The sequence below is a fragment of the Streptomyces sp. NBC_00224 genome, from assembly GCF_041435195.1.
GTDB lineage: Bacteria > Actinomycetota > Actinomycetes > Streptomycetales > Streptomycetaceae > Streptomyces.
Map to the genome: position 1 here is coordinate 1,896,711 of NZ_CP108106.1, position 14,686 is coordinate 1,911,396.

Genomic DNA, 14,686 nt, shown 5'->3' on the forward strand with positions numbered 1-14,686 from the left:
AGGCCGGTCGGGCGTGCACCAACCGTCCACTCGGGCCGTGTCTGCCGCTATGGTGGACCTAAACGGACAGCTGTCCGTTATCTTTCGAAAACCTAACGGACAGCTGTCCGTTTCACAAGAGCCGAACCCGCCGGGGTGTCCCGCCGGCCGGTGCCCGCGCCCGCGGAAGGAGGACGAGTGCAGCACAAGAAGGACGTGCCGTTGCGCTCCGACGCACAGCGGAACCGCGAGCGCATCCTGGAGGTGGCGCTCGCCGAGCTGACCCGCTCGGCCGACGCCCCGCTGAGCGCGATCGCCAAGAAGGCGGGGGTCGGGCAGGGGACGTTCTACCGCCACTTCCCCAGCCGCGAGGCCCTCGTCCTGGAGGTCTACCGGTACGAGATGCAGCAGGTCGCCGACACCGCGGCCCAGCTCCTGGAAACCCGCGCCCCGGACCGGGCCCTGCGGGAGTGGATGGACCGCCTCGCCCAGTACGCGATGGCCAAGGCCGGACTGGCCGACGCGATGCGCAAGGCCACCGCCCGGGGCACCCTGGCCGGGCTCGGCCACGCACCGGTCACCGCGGCCGTCACGCTGCTCCTGAACGCGAACGACGAGGCCGGCACCATCCGCCCGGGCGTGACCCCCGACGACTTCGTCCTCGCCATCGCCGGGCTCTGGCAGATCGACCCGCACGGCGACTGGCAGGCCCGCGCCGGACGCCTCCTCGACCTCGTCATGGACGGGCTGCGGGCGGGGGCGCCGGGCACCGGGGCGCGCCGCCACTAGCCGAGGAACCCGGCCCGAGGAAGCCCGGCCGGGGGGAACTCAGCCCAGCGAAGCTCAGCCGAGGAAGCTCAGCCGCACCTGACGGTCGGGGTTGTCCTTGTTCGTGTCGACCAGGCACACCGACTGCCAGGTCCCCAGCTCCAGCCGCCCCGCGACCACCGGCAGCGTCGCGTGCGGGGGCACAAGGGCGGGCATTACGTGGTCGCGGCCGTGGCCGGGGCTGCCATGGCGGTGCTGCCAGCGGTCGTCCGCCGGAAGGAGCATGTGCAGGGCGGCCAGCAGGTCGTCGTCGCTGCCCGCGCCGGTCTCGATCAGCGCGATCCCGGCCGTCGCATGGGGCACGAAGACGTTCAGGAGGCCGTCGCCGCCGCCGGCCGCCTCGCGGAGGAACCGCTCGCACTCCCCGGTCAGATCGGTGACGGTCTCGGACGTTCCGGTGGTGAGGCGCAGGACGCGCGTGGTGAAGACGGACATGGCCCCATCCTCGCGCCCATCCAGCAGGATCGCGCGTCCGGCAGGCGAGACGGCATTGACCGGGTCCTGGCCGGTCGCTACCTTCGGCGCCATGTTGCGTACAGCTCTGCTCACCACGCGCGGTCACATCGACCTGCTGCGGGTGGCCTCCGCCGCGTGTCCCCGCGGCTGCTGACGCCCTTTCAGCGCCTTCGCACCCTCCCCGTCCGGCTCGCCGTCCCCGGCTGAGCCCTGCCGTACGCGCGCCCTGTCGACGTAGCCCTTCCGGGGGCCGTCCGGGCTGCGTACGCGCCCGCTCTCCCGACCCGCCGCCCACGCGGCACCCTCCCTGGAGCCCCCATGACCGTCGGCCATGCTCCGCCGGATATCTCCGGTAAATCCGCTTCCCCCGGCTCACCCCTCCCAGCCCGCGACTCCGACCGCGACAGCGCTCACGGCCTCGAACTCGTCACCGTTCTGCCCTCCTCCCGCCGTCGGCGACCCGCCGTGCCGCGCTGGCTGCGACGGACCGTCGGGCCGCTCCTGCTCCTCACCCTGTGGCAGGTCTCCAGCGCCACCGGCACGCTCAGCCCCGACGTCCTCGCCTCGCCCGGGACCATCGCACGGGCCGGCTGGGACCTCATCGCGGACGGCACCCTGCCCTCCGCGATGGCCGTCTCCCTGCAGCGCGTCGTGTTCGGGCTGCTCATCGGCGGGGTCGCCGGGGTCGGGCTCGCCCTGGTGTCCGGGCTCTCGCGGCTCGGTGAGGATCTGGTGGACGCCACCGTGCAGATGCTCAGGACCGTCCCCTGGGTCGGGCTCATCCCGCTCTTCATCATCTGGCTCGGCATCGGCGAGGCCCCCAAGGTCGCCCTCATCGCGCTCGGCGTCGCCTTCCACCTCTATCTGAACGTGTACGCCGGGATCCGCGGCGTGGACGAACAACTCGTCGAGGCGGGGCAGGCGTTGGGGCTCGGCCGGTGGGGCCTCGTCCGGCACGTGGTCCTGCCGGGCGCGCTGCCCGGCGCGATGACCGGGCTGCGGTACTCGCTCGCCACCGCCTGGCTGGCCCTCGTCTTCGGGGAGTCCATCAACGCCGAGGACGGCATCGGCTTCCTCATGAACCAGGCCCGCGAGTTCTTCCGCACCGACGTGATCGTCGTCTGCCTGGTCGTCTACGCCTTCCTCGGCCTGATCGCCGACGCCGTCGTCCGCACTCTCGAAAGGCTGCTGCTGCAATGGCGACCGACCTTCAAGGGCCAGTGACCACGCCGGTGACCACGCCAGTGACCACTCCTGTGACCACCGACGCCGTACGGGTGGCCGGGCTCACCCGGGCCTTCGAGGGGCGCCCCGTCATCGACGGCCTCGATCTGACCCTGCGCGCGGGCGAGTTCACCGCGCTCCTCGGCCACAGCGGCTGCGGCAAGTCGACGCTGCTGCGCGTCCTCGCCGGGCTCGACCGCGACATCGAGGGAACCGTGCTCGTCCCCAAGCGGCGCGCGGTCGCCTTCCAGGCGCCCCGGCTCATGCCCTGGAAGCGGGTGTGGCGCAACGTACTGCTCGGACTGCCCGGCAAGCCCCAACGAGCCGTGGCGGAAAGGGCGTTGGAGGAGGTCGGACTCGGCCACCGCTCCGGTGCCTGGCCCAAGACGCTCTCCGGCGGCGAGGCCCAGCGCGCCTCGCTGGCCCGCGCCCTCGTCCGCGAGCCGGATCTGCTGCTGCTCGACGAGCCGTTCGGGGCGCTCGACGCGCTGACCCGGATCAAGGCACAGCAGCTGGTGGCCGAGTTGTGGCAGCGGCGCGGCTGCGCGGTGCTGCTCGTCACGCACGACGTGGACGAGGCCCTGCTGCTCGCGGACCGCGTACTGGTGATGCGTGACGGCGTCATCGCGTACGAAACGCCGGTCACCCCGGCCCGCCCGCGCGCCCTGGGCACCCCCGCCCTCACCGAGCTCCGCTCCCGCCTGCTCAGCGAACTCGGCGTGGACCAGCCGCAGGCCCCCTTCACCGACGACAGCCACAGCCGCCCCACCGTTCACTCCGCCGCCTGACGGCCCCCTCCCCAAGGAACTCCTCCATGCGACGCCGCTCACTCCCCCTGCTCCCACTGCTCCTCCTTCCGCTCCCCCTCGCCCTCGCCGCCTGCGGCGGCGACTCCGCCGCCGACAGCGGGTCCGGGTCCGGCGCGGTCACGCTCAACGTCGGTGACCAGAAGGGCGGTTACGAAGCCGTCCTGCGCGCCGCAGGTGAGCTCGACCACCTCTCGTACAAGATCAAGTGGTCCACCTTCACCTCCGGTCCACCGCTGCTCGAAGCCGTGAACGCCAAGGCCGTCGACATCGGCGGCGTGGGCAACACCCCGCCCGTCTTCGCCGCCGGGGCCGACTCCAAGATCAAGGTCGTCGCCGCCACCCACGGCTCCTCCGCCGGGGAGGCGGTCCTCGTCCCCGGCGACTCCCCGCTGAAGCGGCCCGCCGACCTCAAGGGCAAGTCCATCGCGGTCGCCCAGGGCAGCTCCGCGCACTACCAGTTGCTGACCGCGCTGAAGAAGGCCGGGCTCGGCCTGTCCGACGTCAGGCTCAGCTACCTCCAGCCGGCCGACGCGCTCGCCGCGTTCAGCCGGGGCAAGGTCGACGCCTGGGCGGTGTGGGACCCGTACACCTCCCAGGTGCTGAAGGACGGCAAGGCCCGCGTCCTCACCACCGGCGAGGGCGCCGTCAACGGCCTCGGCTTCCAGGTCGCCGCCCCGGCCGCGCTGTCGGACCCCGCGAAGGCCAAGGCCATCGCCGACTACCTCACCCGTCTCCAGCGCGCCCAGAACTGGGTCTTCGCGCACCCCGAGGAGTGGGCGAAGGTCTGGTCGAAGGAGACCGGGCTGCCCTACGACGTCGCCCTGGACTCGGTGAAGCGCAGCAACGGCACCCGAGTCGCGGTCGCCGTCGACGACGCCGCGATCACCTCCGAGCAACGGATCGCGGACACCTTCGCCGACCTGAAGCTGATCCCGCGCCGCTTCTCCTTCAAGGAGTACGTCGACACCCGCTTCAACGGCACCCTGCCCGCCTCCACCACCGCGCCCCGCACCTACGGAAAGGCCGCCTCATGACCGTCCGACTGCACTGGTTCCTGCCCACCGGCGGTGACGGCCGCACCCTGGTCGACCGCCACGCGTACACCGACGGCGGGATCAAACGCTCCCGGATCACCCCGGTCAGCGGGGTCCGCGCACCCGACGTCGACTATCTGGTCCAGATCGCCAAGGCAGCCGAGCAGTTGGGGTTCGAGGCGGTCCTCACCCCGACCGGGACCTGGTGCGAGGACGCCTGGCTGACCACGGTCGCCCTCTCCCAGCACACCGAGCGGCTGAAGTTCCTGGTGGCGTTCCGCCCGGGCGTGATCTCGCCGGTGCTCGCCGCGCAGATGGCCGCGACCTACCAGCGCATCACCCGGGGGCGGCTCCTCCTGAACGTCGTCACCGGCGGCGACTCCACCGAACAGCGGCGCTTCGGCGACCACTTGGACCACGACCGCCGCTACGCCCGTACGTCGGAGTTCCTCTCGGTGGTACGGGGTGTCTGGCGCGGGCAGCCGTACGACTTCGACGGAGAGCACTACCAGGTGGCGGGCGGGCTCACCGCACTGCCGCCGGACCCGCTGCCGGAGATCTTCTTCGGCGGCTCGTCGGCCGCCGCCGGGCCGGTCGCGGCCGATCACGCCGACGTCTATCTCACCTGGGGCGAGCCGCCCGCGCAGGTCAAGGAGAAGATCGACTGGATCCGCGGGCTGGCCGAGGAGCGCGGTCGCACCGTCCGGTTCGGCATCCGGCTGCACACCATCTCGCGCGACTCGGCGCGCGAGGCGTGGGCGACGGCGCACCGGCTGCTCGACGACCTCGACCCCGCGACGGTCGCCGCCGCCCAGCAGGCGCTCGGCAAGAGCGAGTCGGTCGGCCAGCAGCGGATGCTGGCGCTGCACGGAGGCGGCTCACTGGAGCGCGACAAGCTGGAGATCTCCCCGAACCTGTGGGCGGGCGTGGGCCTGGTGCGGGGCGGCGCGGGCACCGCGCTGGTGGGCAGCCACGGCGAGGTGGCGGACCGGATCGAGGAGTACCACGACCTGGGGATCGAGCACTTCGTGCTCTCGGGCTATCCGCATCTGGAGGAGGCGTACTGGTTCGGCGAGGGCGTCACCCCCGAGCTCGCCGCGCGGGGCCTGCTGCCCACGGTCCCGGCCTCCCCGCTGCTCGGCGTACCGGCGGCCAACGGGCGCCCCGCCTCGGCGCCCGGCGGGGCTCCGCTGCTGGTGGGAGGGGGTCGGTAGGGGCGGGCGCCGCCCTCCGGGAAGATCCACGCACCCCCCTTGGTTGGTAGAACCGTGAACGACTTCGGGGCACAGGACGTGGACGTGGTGGTCATCGGCGCCGGACAGGCGGGTCTGTCCGGCGCCTACCATCTGCGCCGGGCGGGGTTCGAGCCGGACCGCGACTTCGTGGTCCTCGACCACGCGCCCCGGCCGGGCGGCGCCTGGCAGTTCCGCTGGCCCTCGCTGACGTACGGCAAGGTGCACGGGATGCACGCGCTGCCCGGCATGGAGCTGACCGGCGCGGACCCGGCCCGGCCCTCCTCGGAGGTGATCGGGGAGTACTTCACCGACTACGAGGACGCCTTCGGCCTGCGGGTGCACCGGCCGGTCGAGGTGAGCGCGGTACGGGAGGGCGAGGGCGGGCGGCTGCGCGTCGAGACGTCCGAGGGCGTGTACGCCACGCGCGCGCTGATCAACGCCACCGGCACCTGGGACCGGCCGTTCTGGCCCCGCTACCCGGGCCAGGAGACGTTCCGGGGACGCCAGCTGCACACCGCCGACTACCCGGGACCCGAGGAGTTCGCGGGGCAGCGTGTGGTCGTGGTCGGCGGCGGCGCCTCCGGCACCCAGCACCTGATGGAGATCGCCGACCACGCGGCCGCCACGACGTGGGTGACCCGGCGCCCGCCCGTCTTCCGGGAAGGCCCGTTCACCGAGGAGTGGGGGCGGGCGGCGGTCGCGATGGTCGAGGAGCGCGTACGCCAGGGGCTGGCGCCGATGAGCGTGGTCTCGGTGACCGGTCTGCCGGTGAACGACGCGATCCTGGCGGCCCGCGCGAAGGGCGTCCTGGACCGGCTGCCGATGTTCGACCGGATCACGCCGACCGGTGTGGCCTGGGACGACGGGCGGACCGTGGAGGCCGATGTGATCCTCTGGGCGACCGGGTTCCGGCCGGTGATCGACCATCTCGCGCCGCTGAAGCTGCGCACGCCGGGCGGCGGCATCCAGATCGAGGGCACCCGGGCCGTGAAGGACGAGCGGGTGCATCTGGTCGGCTATGGACCCTCCGCGTCCACGATCGGGGCGAATCGCGCTGGGCGCGCTGCCGTTCGGGAGATCAAGGCGCTGCTGAGTGCGCCGCCGCTGGAAGTGGCGTGATGCGTCTGCGGGCTGTCTTGGGCTGGTCGCGCAGTTCCCCGCGCCCCCAAAAAAGCGGGGGCGCGGCTGGGCTAGCCCCCTGAGCTGCTCCGGAGCTTATTGAACTCCCTTACGTTCCGCTGCTGTTCCGCATAGTCCGCCGTGAAGCGCGTGTCCCCGGGGGCCACCGTGACGAAGTACAGCCAGTCCCCCGGCGGCGGGGCGATCGCCGCGTTCAGCGCCTGCTGCCCCGGGTTGCCGATCGGTGTCGGCGGCAGACCGCCACGCGCATAGGTGTTGTACGGGCTGTCGGCGCGGGTGTCGGCGTGGGTGGTGGTCAGGGTGGAGCGGTTGAGCGCGTAGTTGAGCGTCGAGTCCATCTGCAGCGGCATGCCCTTGGCCAGCCGGTTGAGGACGACGCGGGAGACCTTGCCCATGTCGGCCGCCGTGTCGGCCTCGGCCTGCACGATGCTGGCGACGACCACGGTCTGATAGACCGTCATGCCGTGGCGCCGGGCGCCGACGCCGATGTGGTCCTTGCCGAACCGCTTGTTGGCGGTGTCGACCATATAGGCGAGCAGCCCGCCCGGGGTGGTCTTCTTGGTGACCGGATAGGTGGCCGGGAAGAGATAGCCCTCGGGGTTGCCACGGGCGTCGGCCGGGAGGGCGAGCCCGGCCTCGGACGCCGCCCGGCCGGTGGTGCCCGCCTCCACCCCGAGGCTCTTGTCGACCGCCGCGTACACCTGCCCGGCCCGCCAGCCCTCCGGGACGACCAGGGACTTCACCTTGCCGCCGGTCTCCCGCAGCACCAGGACGAGCACCGCGGCCCCCACCACGAGCAGCAGGCCGAGCGCGGCGAGGAGCAGCCGGCCGCGCCGGGTGAACCGGGTCCGGGGCCCGGACCTACGCGTGGACGCCGTCATACGGGCACGCTATCCCGGCGGACCCCGTCAGGAGGCGACCGGCGCCAGCCGTGCGTCGCGGCGCACCAGCGCCGCGTATTTGCCGTCCTGGTCGAGCAGTTGCTCGTGCGTCCCGCGCTCGGCTGTCCGGCCGCCGTCCAGTACGACGATCTGGTCGGCGTCGCGGACGGTGGAGAGCCGGTGCGCGATGGTGATCGTGGTACGGCCCGCCGAGAGCGCGTCGATGGCCTGCTGCACGGCGTGTTCGGTACGGGTGTCCAGTGCGCTGGTCGCCTCGTCGAGGATGAGGACGGGCGGGTCGCGCAGGATCGTCCGGGCGATGGCGAGCCGCTGCTTCTCGCCGCCGGAGAATCGGTAGCCGCGCTCGCCGACCACCGTGTCGTAGCCGTCGGGCAGGGAGGCGATGTGGTCGTGGATCTGGGCCGCGCGGGCGGCCGCCTCCAGTTCCTCGTCGGTGGCGTCGGGCTTGGCGAAGCGCAGGTTGTCGGCGACGGAGGAGTGGAAGAGGTAGGTCTCCTGGGAGACCACGCCGACCGCGCGCGCGAGGGTGTCGAAGTCCAGGTCGCGGACGTCGACGCCGTCGAGCGTGACCCGTCCGCCCGTCACGTCGTACAGCCGTGGCACCAGATAGCTGAGCGTGGACTTCCCTGAGCCGGTGGGGCCGACGACGGCGAGGCTGCCGCCGGCCGGGACGGCCAGGTCGACCCCGCTGAGCGTCGGGCCGCTCTTCTCGTCGTAACTGAAGTCGACCGACTCGAAGCGGATCTCGCCGCGCACCTTCTCCAGGCGGACCGGCTGCTCGGTTTCGGTGATGTCGACCGGCAGGTCGAGGTACTCGAAGATGCGCTGGAACAGGGCGAGCGAGGTCTGCATCTGCACCCCGGTGGAGAGCAGGCTCACGGCGGGCCGGAACAGGCCCTGCTGGAGCGAGACGAACGCGACGAGCGTGCCGATGGAGACCGCGGGGCCGCCGGACTGCAGGGCGAGGCCCGCGGCCCAGTAGATGACGGCGGGCATGGCGGCCATGACGATGCCTATGGTCGACATCCGCCACCGCCCGGCCATGCTGGAGCGCACTTCGAGGTCGACCAGGCGCTCGGACTCGGCCGCGAAGGACTTGGTGAGCGAGTCGGCGCGGCCCATGGTGCGGCCGAGCAGGATGCCGCTGACCGACAGCGACTCGGTGACCTCGGCGGCCATCGCGGCCATCTGCTTCTGGCGCTGGGTCGTGATCCTCTTGCGCTCGCGCCCGACCTTGCGGCTGATCCAGACGAAGACCGGCAGCAGGAGCAGCGAGACGACGGTCAGCCGCCAGTCGAGGGCCAGCATGGCGACGACGGTGGCGATCACGGCCGTGAGGTTGGAGACGAGCGAGGTGGCGGTGGAGGTGACGGTCGCCTGCATGCCGCCGATGTCGTTGGCGATACGGGACTGGACCTCGCCGGTCCGGGTCCGGGTGAAGAAGGCGAGCGGCATCCGCTGGAGCTGTGCGTAGACACCGGTGCGCAGGTCGTGCATCACGCGCTGGCCGACGGTCGTCGAGATCAGCGTCTGCAGGACGCCGAAGACGCCGGTGACGACGGCGGTCGCGAGCATGCCCAGGGCGAGCAGGCTGAGCAACCCGGTGCGGCCCTGCGGGATGGCGACGTCCAGGATCTCGCGCAGCAGGAACGGCGAGGCGACCGAGACGAGTGAGGACGCGGCGACCAGCAGGCCGACGACGGCCAGCCGACCGCGGTAGGGGCGGAAGAGCCGCAGGATCCGCCGCGTCTGGGCGGGCGGCTGTTCGCGGTCACGGGACGGGGGCGTCCAGGGGGATTCCTCGGGGTGCATGGGCTCCTTCGAAGGGGTGGGACGGCAGGACGGACAGGACTCTGACTCCGACTCTGACTTCGGCTTTGTGGAGCATAGCTCACTGTTACCTATACTCACAATGAACAAGGTCCTGATATTGTTCCCGTATGAGCACCACCGACGCCGACGGCGTGCTGGCCGAGCAACTGCTCCGGCTCACCCGCCGACTCCACCGCATCCACAAACAGCACCTGGAGCCGGTCGGCATCACCCCCGCCCAGTCCCGGCTGCTGCGGACGGTCGCGCACTACGAGAGTCCGCCCCGCATGGCCGATCTCGCCGCCCGTCTTGAGGTGGTCCCGCGCGCCGTGACCACCCTGGTCGACGGGCTGGAGGAGAGTGGCAACGTGCGCCGGGTCCCCGACCCGACCAACCGCCGCGTGGTGCGCATCGAGCTCACCGACACCGGCCGGGCGACGCTGCGTTCGCTGCGCGGCGCGCGCCGGGGCGCGGCGGAGGAGATCCTGGCGCCCCTGACCGCCGACCAGCGCGAGGTGCTCGGCGGTCTGCTGTCCGCTCTGGTCGACGGAGTGCCGGAGCGCCGCTGCTGAGGGGATCCGCCGTATGCCGCTCCTGGAGCCGAAGCCGCAAGCCCTGCGCCCCTCCGGGCGGCGCACCGAGTCCCCCGACCGGGTCCCGGACCGGCTCGCGGGCGGCACCCCGGAGCCGCTGCGCGGTGAGCTGACCGCCCTGCTCGGCGCCGAGAAGGTGCTGTGGAAGGTCTCCGACCTGGTGCGGTACGCCTCGGACGCCAGCCCGTACCGCTTCGTTCCCCAGGTCGTGGTGGTCGCCGAGGACATCGACGACATCTCGGCCGTCCTGTCGTACGCGCACGGAAAGCGCCGCGAGGTCGTCTTCCGGGCGGCCGGGACCAGCCTCAACGGCCAGGCGCAGGGCGAGGACATCCTGGTGGACGTGCGCCGCCACTGGGCCGGTGTCGAGGTCCTGGACGGCGGCGCCCGCGCCCGGGTCCGGCCCGGCACGACCGTCGCGCGGGCCAACGCGGCGCTCGCCCGGCACGGCCGCGTCCTCGGCCCCGACCCGGCCAGCGCACTCGCCTGCACGATCGGCGGGGTCGTCGCCAACAACGCCTCCGGGATGACGGCGGGCACGACCCGGAACTCGTACCGCACGGTCGCCTCGCTCACCTTCGTCCTGCCGAGCGGCACCGTGGTCGACACCGGCGACCCGCGCGCCGACGAGGACCTGGCGCACGCCGAACCCCGCCTGTGCGCGGGGCTGCTGGCACTGAAGGCGGAGATCGAGGCGGACCCGGAGCTCACCGCCCGGATCCGCGCCAAGTACGCGATCAAGAACACCAACGGCTACCGGCTCGACGCGTTCCTCGACGGCTCGACGCCGGTGGAGATCCTGCGCGGGCTGATGGTCGGCTCCGAGGGCACCTTCGGCTTCATCTCCGAGGTCGTCTTCGACACCGTGCCGCTGGAGCGCCGACTCAGCACGGCACTGCTCTTCTTCCCCGCGCTCCCGTCCGCCGCCGCCGCGGTGCCGCTGTTCAACAAGGCCGGGGCGCTCGCCGTGGAGCTGATCGACGGCAACACCCTGCGCGCCTCGGTGAGCGTGGCGGGCGTCCCCGCCGACTGGGCCGCGCTGCCCAGGGAGACGGCCGCGCTGCTCGTGGAGTTCCGCGCGCCGGACGAGGCGGGCCGCGAGGCGTACGAGCGGGCCGCGGCCCAGGTGCTCGCCGGGCTCGACCTGGTCGCCCCGGTCGCCTCGGTGACCAACGCGTTCACCCGGGACGCCGGGGCGATCGCCGGTTACTGGAAGGCCCGCAAGGCGTTCGTGACGGCGGTCGGCGGCTCCCGCCCAGCCGGTACGACCCTGATCACCGAGGACTTCGCGGTGCCGCCGGCCCGGCTCGCCGAGGCCTGCGAGGCGCTGCTCGCGCTCCAGGAGACCCATGGCTTCGACGCGGCCGTCGCGGGCCACGCGGCCCACGGCAACCTGCACTTCCTGCTGGCGTTCGACGCGGCCGAGCCGTCCGACGTCGAGCGGTACGCCGCGTTCATGGACGACTTCTGCCGCCTCACCGTGGAGCGCTTCGACGGCTCGCTGAAGGCCGAGCACGCCACCGGCCGCAACATCGCGCCGTTCCTGGAGCTGGAGTGGGGGCCGAGGGCCACCGAGCTGATGTGGCGGACCAAGCAGGTCATCGACCCGGACGGGGTGCTCGCGCCGAGGATCGTCCTGGACCGCGACCCGCGCGCCCATCTGCGCGGCCTCAAGACCATCCCGAGGGTGGAGCGGGTCGCGGACCCATGCATCGAGTGCGGCTTCTGCGAGCCGACCTGCCCCAGCCGCGACCTGACGACCACACCCCGGCAACGGATCGTGCTGCGGCGGGAGATGATGCGCCAGAGCGACGGCTCGCCCGTCCAGGACGCGCTGCTCGACGCGTACGGATACGACGCCGTGGACACCTGCGCGGGCGACTCGACCTGTGCGCTCGACTGCCCGGTGGGCATCGACACCGGCGCCCTGATGAAGGGCTTCCGCCATCTGCGGCACAGCCCGCGCGAGGAGCGGGCCGCCGCCCTCACCGCCCGTCACTTCAAGGCCGTCGAGGCCTCGGCGCGCCTCGCGGTGGCCGCCGCCCGTACCATCGGGGACCGCCTCGGCGACCGCGCCCTCGCGCGCGTGACGGGCCTCGCCCGCAAGGCCGTGCGCCCCGATCTGGTGCCGGAGTGGCTGCCCGAGATCCCGGGCGCCGCCGCCCGCGCCCTGCCCCGTACGCGACGGGTCGGCGCGAGCGCGGTGTACTACCCGGCGTGCGTCAACCGCATCTTCGGGGAACCCGAGGGCCACCGGGGCCCGTCGCTTCCGCAGGCCGTGGTGGCTCTCGCCACGCGCGCGGGGAAGCCGGCGTGGATCCCCGAGGACGTGGCGGGCACCTGCTGCGCCACCATCTGGCACTCGAAGGGGTACGAGCTGGGCAACGCCGTGATGGCCAACCGGATCGTCGAGGCCGCCTGGGGCTGGACGGCCGGCGGCACGCTCCCGCTGGTGGTCGACGCCTCCTCCTGCACCCTGGGCATCGCGCACGAGGTGGTGCCGTATCTCACCGCGGACAACCGGGAGTTGCACGCCGCTCTGACCGTGGTGGACTCGGTGGTGTGGGCCGCCGAGGAGCTGCTGCCGCGGCTGACCGTGGTGCGCAGGGCGCGCTCGGCCGTGCTCCATCCGACGTGCTCCATGCGGCATTTGGGCGACGAGGCGCAGCTGCGGGCCGTCGCCGGGGCCTGTGCGGAGGAGGTCGTGGTGCCGGACGACGCGGGGTGCTGCGCCTTCGCGGGCGACCGGGGGATGCTCCACCAGGAGCTCACCGGGGCGGCGACCGCACGGGAGGCCGCCGAGGTGACGGGCCGTCACTTCGATGCCCATCTCTCCGCGAACCGGATGTGCGAGATCGGCATGGAGCGGGCGACCGGCCGCGCCTATGTCTCCGTCCTGCTGGAGCTGGAGCGCGCGACCCGGCCCGGCCCGGAGTATCTGCGGCGCAGCTGACCCGGCACCCTTGTCGCGCGCGGGCCAACAGGACTGACGGGCCGTCACCGACCCGTCCGCGCCCTTTCCCCGCGCCTCCCACGACCCGGGCGTATCCGGACGTACCGTGACGTGGTGCAGCGGTGTACCTTCCCGGGGCGGCCCCGAGCGTCGACAGGCCCCCTTGCGCGGCAGCAGCCCCAACAACCATGGTCCTTACCGAGGTTCGTCCAACGCCGCGCAGAAATCAGCTCCCTCTCTTTTCAGGAGACTCGATGAACGACGCAGCTCCGCAGAACCACGACATCAGCCGACGTTCCGTCCTGGGGGCCGCGGGTGCCGCAGGCGCCGGGATCGGCGTCGGCGGCCTGGCCACGGGCAGCGCCTCCGCCGCCGAGCAGACCGGGCAGACCGGGCAGACGGCGCGGACCGCGGCCGGGGCCCAGGAGGCGCCCGCGCCGAAGCGCCAGGGCCGGACCATGATCGGGGTGCCGTTCCAGCGGCGCTCCACGGTGCGGGTGGGCCTGATCGGCCTCGGCAACCGCGGCGGAAGCATGATCGACCTGTATCTCGCCGTCCCCGGGGTGCGGGTGGTGGCGCTCTGCGACCCGGTGAAGGCCAAGACGGAGAGCGCCGCCGCCAAGGTGACCGCGGCGGGCCAGCCCGCGCCCACCGTCTACCACAACGGCGACCACGACTACGAACAGCTCCTCAAGCGCGACGACATCGACTTCGTGCACATCGCCACGCCCTGGGACACCCACTTCGACATCACCAAGGCCGCCCTGCTCAACGGGGTGCACGCGGGCGTGGAGTGTCCGGCCTCGATGCGCCTGGACCAGCTGTGGGAGCTGGTCGACCTCTCCGAGCGCACCAGACGCCACTGCATGCAGCTGGAGAACTGCTGTTACGGCAGGAACGAGATGCGGGTGCTGCGGATGGCGCACGCGGGCAAGTTCGGCGAGCTGCTGCACGGCGCGGGCGCGTACATCCACGATCTGCGCGGCCTGATGTTCGACCCGAAGTACTACGAGGGGCCCTGGCGCCGTCTGTGGCACACCCGGCTGCGCGGCGACCTCTACCCCACCCACGGCTTCGGCCCGGTCGCCAACTACATGGACGTCAACCGCGGCGACAGAGTGGTGTCCATCGTCAGCGTCGGCACGCCCGCGCTCGGCCTGGCCGAGTACCGCGAGGCCCATATGCCCCCGGGCGACCCCAGCTTCAAGGAGTCGTACATCGAGAGCGACCGGACGATCAGTCTGGTGCAGACGGCCAAGGGCCGGGTGATCCGCCTCGAACACGATGTGTCGACGCCGCACCCCTACAGCCGGATCAACAGCCTCGGCGGCACCAAGGGCGTCTTCGAGGACTACCCGGAGCGGATCTACATCGAGCCCGACCAGCACGACGACAACTGGGGCGACTTCTCGAAGTACACCGACTGGGACCACTGGCTCTGGAAGGAGCACGCCAACCCGCCCGGCGGGCACGGCGGCATGGACTACATGCTGGTGTTCCGGGTGATGCAGTGCATGCGCCTCGGGCTCGTCCCGGACTTCGACGTGTACGACGCGGCCGCCTGGTCGGCGCCGGTGCCACTGAGCCACCTCTCGCTCAAGGCGAAGGGCGCGCCCCAGCAGATCCCCGACTTCACCCGCGGCGAGTGGCACAGGCCCCGCCCCGGAATGGACTCCGAGAAGCCGGCGGAGGCCTGAGTCCGCGGGGCCCGTGCTTGGCGG

12 protein-coding genes are annotated in these 14,686 nt (G+C 72.4%); 9 read left to right on the forward strand and 3 right to left on the reverse strand.

Going from position 1 to position 14,686, the window contains the following annotated elements; all coding sequences use genetic code 11:
• The first annotated feature begins 177 nt into the window (after window positions 1-177).
• Window positions 178-768, forward strand: coding sequence for a TetR/AcrR family transcriptional regulator (locus OG965_RS08430; protein WP_371650760.1), 591 nt, complete (start codon window positions 178-180; stop codon window positions 766-768).
• Window positions 769-822: 54 nt separating this feature from the next.
• Here the strand turns inward: OG965_RS08430 and OG965_RS08435 are convergent, their stop codons facing one another.
• Window positions 823-1,242: a YjbQ family protein gene (locus OG965_RS08435; protein WP_371650762.1), complete on the reverse strand. Its 420-nt coding sequence runs from the start codon at window positions 1,240-1,242 to the stop codon at window positions 823-825.
• Between the two features lie 339 nt (window positions 1,243-1,581).
• Here OG965_RS08435 and OG965_RS08440 point away from each other — a divergent pair, with 339 nt between their 5' ends.
• The 5 genes from OG965_RS08440 to OG965_RS08460 are packed head-to-tail and all read left to right on the forward strand — an operon-like array spanning window position 1,582 to window position 6,684.
• Window positions 1,582-2,487, forward strand: coding sequence for an ABC transporter permease (locus tag OG965_RS08440; RefSeq protein WP_371650764.1), 906 nt, complete (start codon window positions 1,582-1,584; stop codon window positions 2,485-2,487).
• A complete protein-coding gene (locus OG965_RS08445; protein WP_371650766.1) occupies window positions 2,460-3,275 on the forward strand; it encodes an ABC transporter ATP-binding protein in 816 nt (271 codons plus the stop codon). Before OG965_RS08440 ends, OG965_RS08445 begins: the two co-directional genes overlap by 28 nt.
• A 26-nt stretch (window positions 3,276-3,301) precedes the next feature.
• A complete protein-coding gene (locus tag OG965_RS08450) occupies window positions 3,302-4,330 on the forward strand; it encodes an ABC transporter substrate-binding protein (RefSeq protein WP_371650768.1) in 1,029 nt (342 codons plus the stop codon).
• Window positions 4,327-5,544, forward strand: a complete 1,218-nt coding sequence (locus OG965_RS08455) for an LLM class flavin-dependent oxidoreductase (RefSeq protein WP_371650770.1) — start codon at window positions 4,327-4,329, stop codon at window positions 5,542-5,544. The genes OG965_RS08450 and OG965_RS08455 overlap by 4 nt, the downstream gene beginning before the upstream one ends.
• 54 nt (window positions 5,545-5,598) lie before the next feature.
• A complete protein-coding gene (locus tag OG965_RS08460) occupies window positions 5,599-6,684 on the forward strand; it encodes an NAD(P)-binding domain-containing protein (RefSeq protein ID WP_371650772.1) in 1,086 nt (361 codons plus the stop codon).
• A gap of 71 nt (window positions 6,685-6,755) precedes the next feature.
• Here OG965_RS08460 and mltG read toward each other — a convergent pair whose 3' ends face one another.
• Both mltG and OG965_RS08470 read right to left on the reverse strand, forming a co-directional pair.
• Window positions 6,756-7,586: an endolytic transglycosylase MltG gene (mltG, locus tag OG965_RS08465; RefSeq protein WP_371650774.1), complete on the reverse strand. Its 831-nt coding sequence runs from the start codon at window positions 7,584-7,586 to the stop codon at window positions 6,756-6,758.
• A 27-nt stretch (window positions 7,587-7,613) separates the two neighbouring features.
• Entirely contained in the window at window positions 7,614-9,419 is a 1,806-nt protein-coding gene (locus tag OG965_RS08470) for an ABC transporter ATP-binding protein (RefSeq protein WP_371650776.1), read from the reverse strand.
• A gap of 128 nt (window positions 9,420-9,547) precedes the next feature.
• Between OG965_RS08470 and OG965_RS08475 the strand changes: the two genes are divergently transcribed.
• The 3 genes from OG965_RS08475 (at window position 9,548) to OG965_RS08485 (ending at window position 14,662) form a co-directional block, all read left to right on the forward strand.
• Window positions 9,548-9,991, forward strand: a complete 444-nt coding sequence (locus OG965_RS08475; RefSeq protein WP_190091316.1) for a MarR family winged helix-turn-helix transcriptional regulator — start codon at window positions 9,548-9,550, stop codon at window positions 9,989-9,991.
• Between the two features lie 13 nt (window positions 9,992-10,004).
• Window positions 10,005-12,965, forward strand: a complete 2,961-nt coding sequence (locus OG965_RS08480) for an FAD-binding and (Fe-S)-binding domain-containing protein (RefSeq protein WP_371650779.1) — start codon at window positions 10,005-10,007, stop codon at window positions 12,963-12,965.
• A gap of 254 nt (window positions 12,966-13,219) precedes the next feature.
• Window positions 13,220-14,662 (forward strand): Gfo/Idh/MocA family protein, encoded by a 1,443-nt coding sequence (locus OG965_RS08485; RefSeq protein WP_371650781.1) that lies wholly within the window; start codon window positions 13,220-13,222, stop codon window positions 14,660-14,662.
• Window positions 14,663-14,686 lie beyond the last annotated feature (24 nt).

Coding starts and splice junctions, on each gene's coding strand:
- OG965_RS08480 (WP_371650779.1), top strand. CDS start 10,005: ATGCCGCTCCTGGAGCCGAAGCCGCAAGCCCTGCGCCCCTCCGGGCGG.
- OG965_RS08485 (WP_371650781.1), top strand. CDS start 13,220: ATGAACGACGCAGCTCCGCAGAACCACGACATCAGCCGACGTTCCGTC.
- mltG (WP_371650774.1), bottom strand. CDS start 7,586: ATGACGGCGTCCACGCGTAGGTCCGGGCCCCGGACCCGGTTCACCCGG.
- OG965_RS08470 (WP_371650776.1), bottom strand. CDS start 9,419: ATGCACCCCGAGGAATCCCCCTGGACGCCCCCGTCCCGTGACCGCGAA.
- OG965_RS08475 (WP_190091316.1), top strand. CDS start 9,548: ATGAGCACCACCGACGCCGACGGCGTGCTGGCCGAGCAACTGCTCCGG.
- OG965_RS08455 (WP_371650770.1), top strand. CDS start 4,327: ATGACCGTCCGACTGCACTGGTTCCTGCCCACCGGCGGTGACGGCCGC.
- OG965_RS08440 (WP_371650764.1), top strand. CDS start 1,582: ATGACCGTCGGCCATGCTCCGCCGGATATCTCCGGTAAATCCGCTTCC.
- OG965_RS08435 (WP_371650762.1), bottom strand. CDS start 1,242: ATGTCCGTCTTCACCACGCGCGTCCTGCGCCTCACCACCGGAACGTCC.
- OG965_RS08445 (WP_371650766.1), top strand. CDS start 2,460: ATGGCGACCGACCTTCAAGGGCCAGTGACCACGCCGGTGACCACGCCA.
- OG965_RS08450 (WP_371650768.1), top strand. CDS start 3,302: ATGCGACGCCGCTCACTCCCCCTGCTCCCACTGCTCCTCCTTCCGCTC.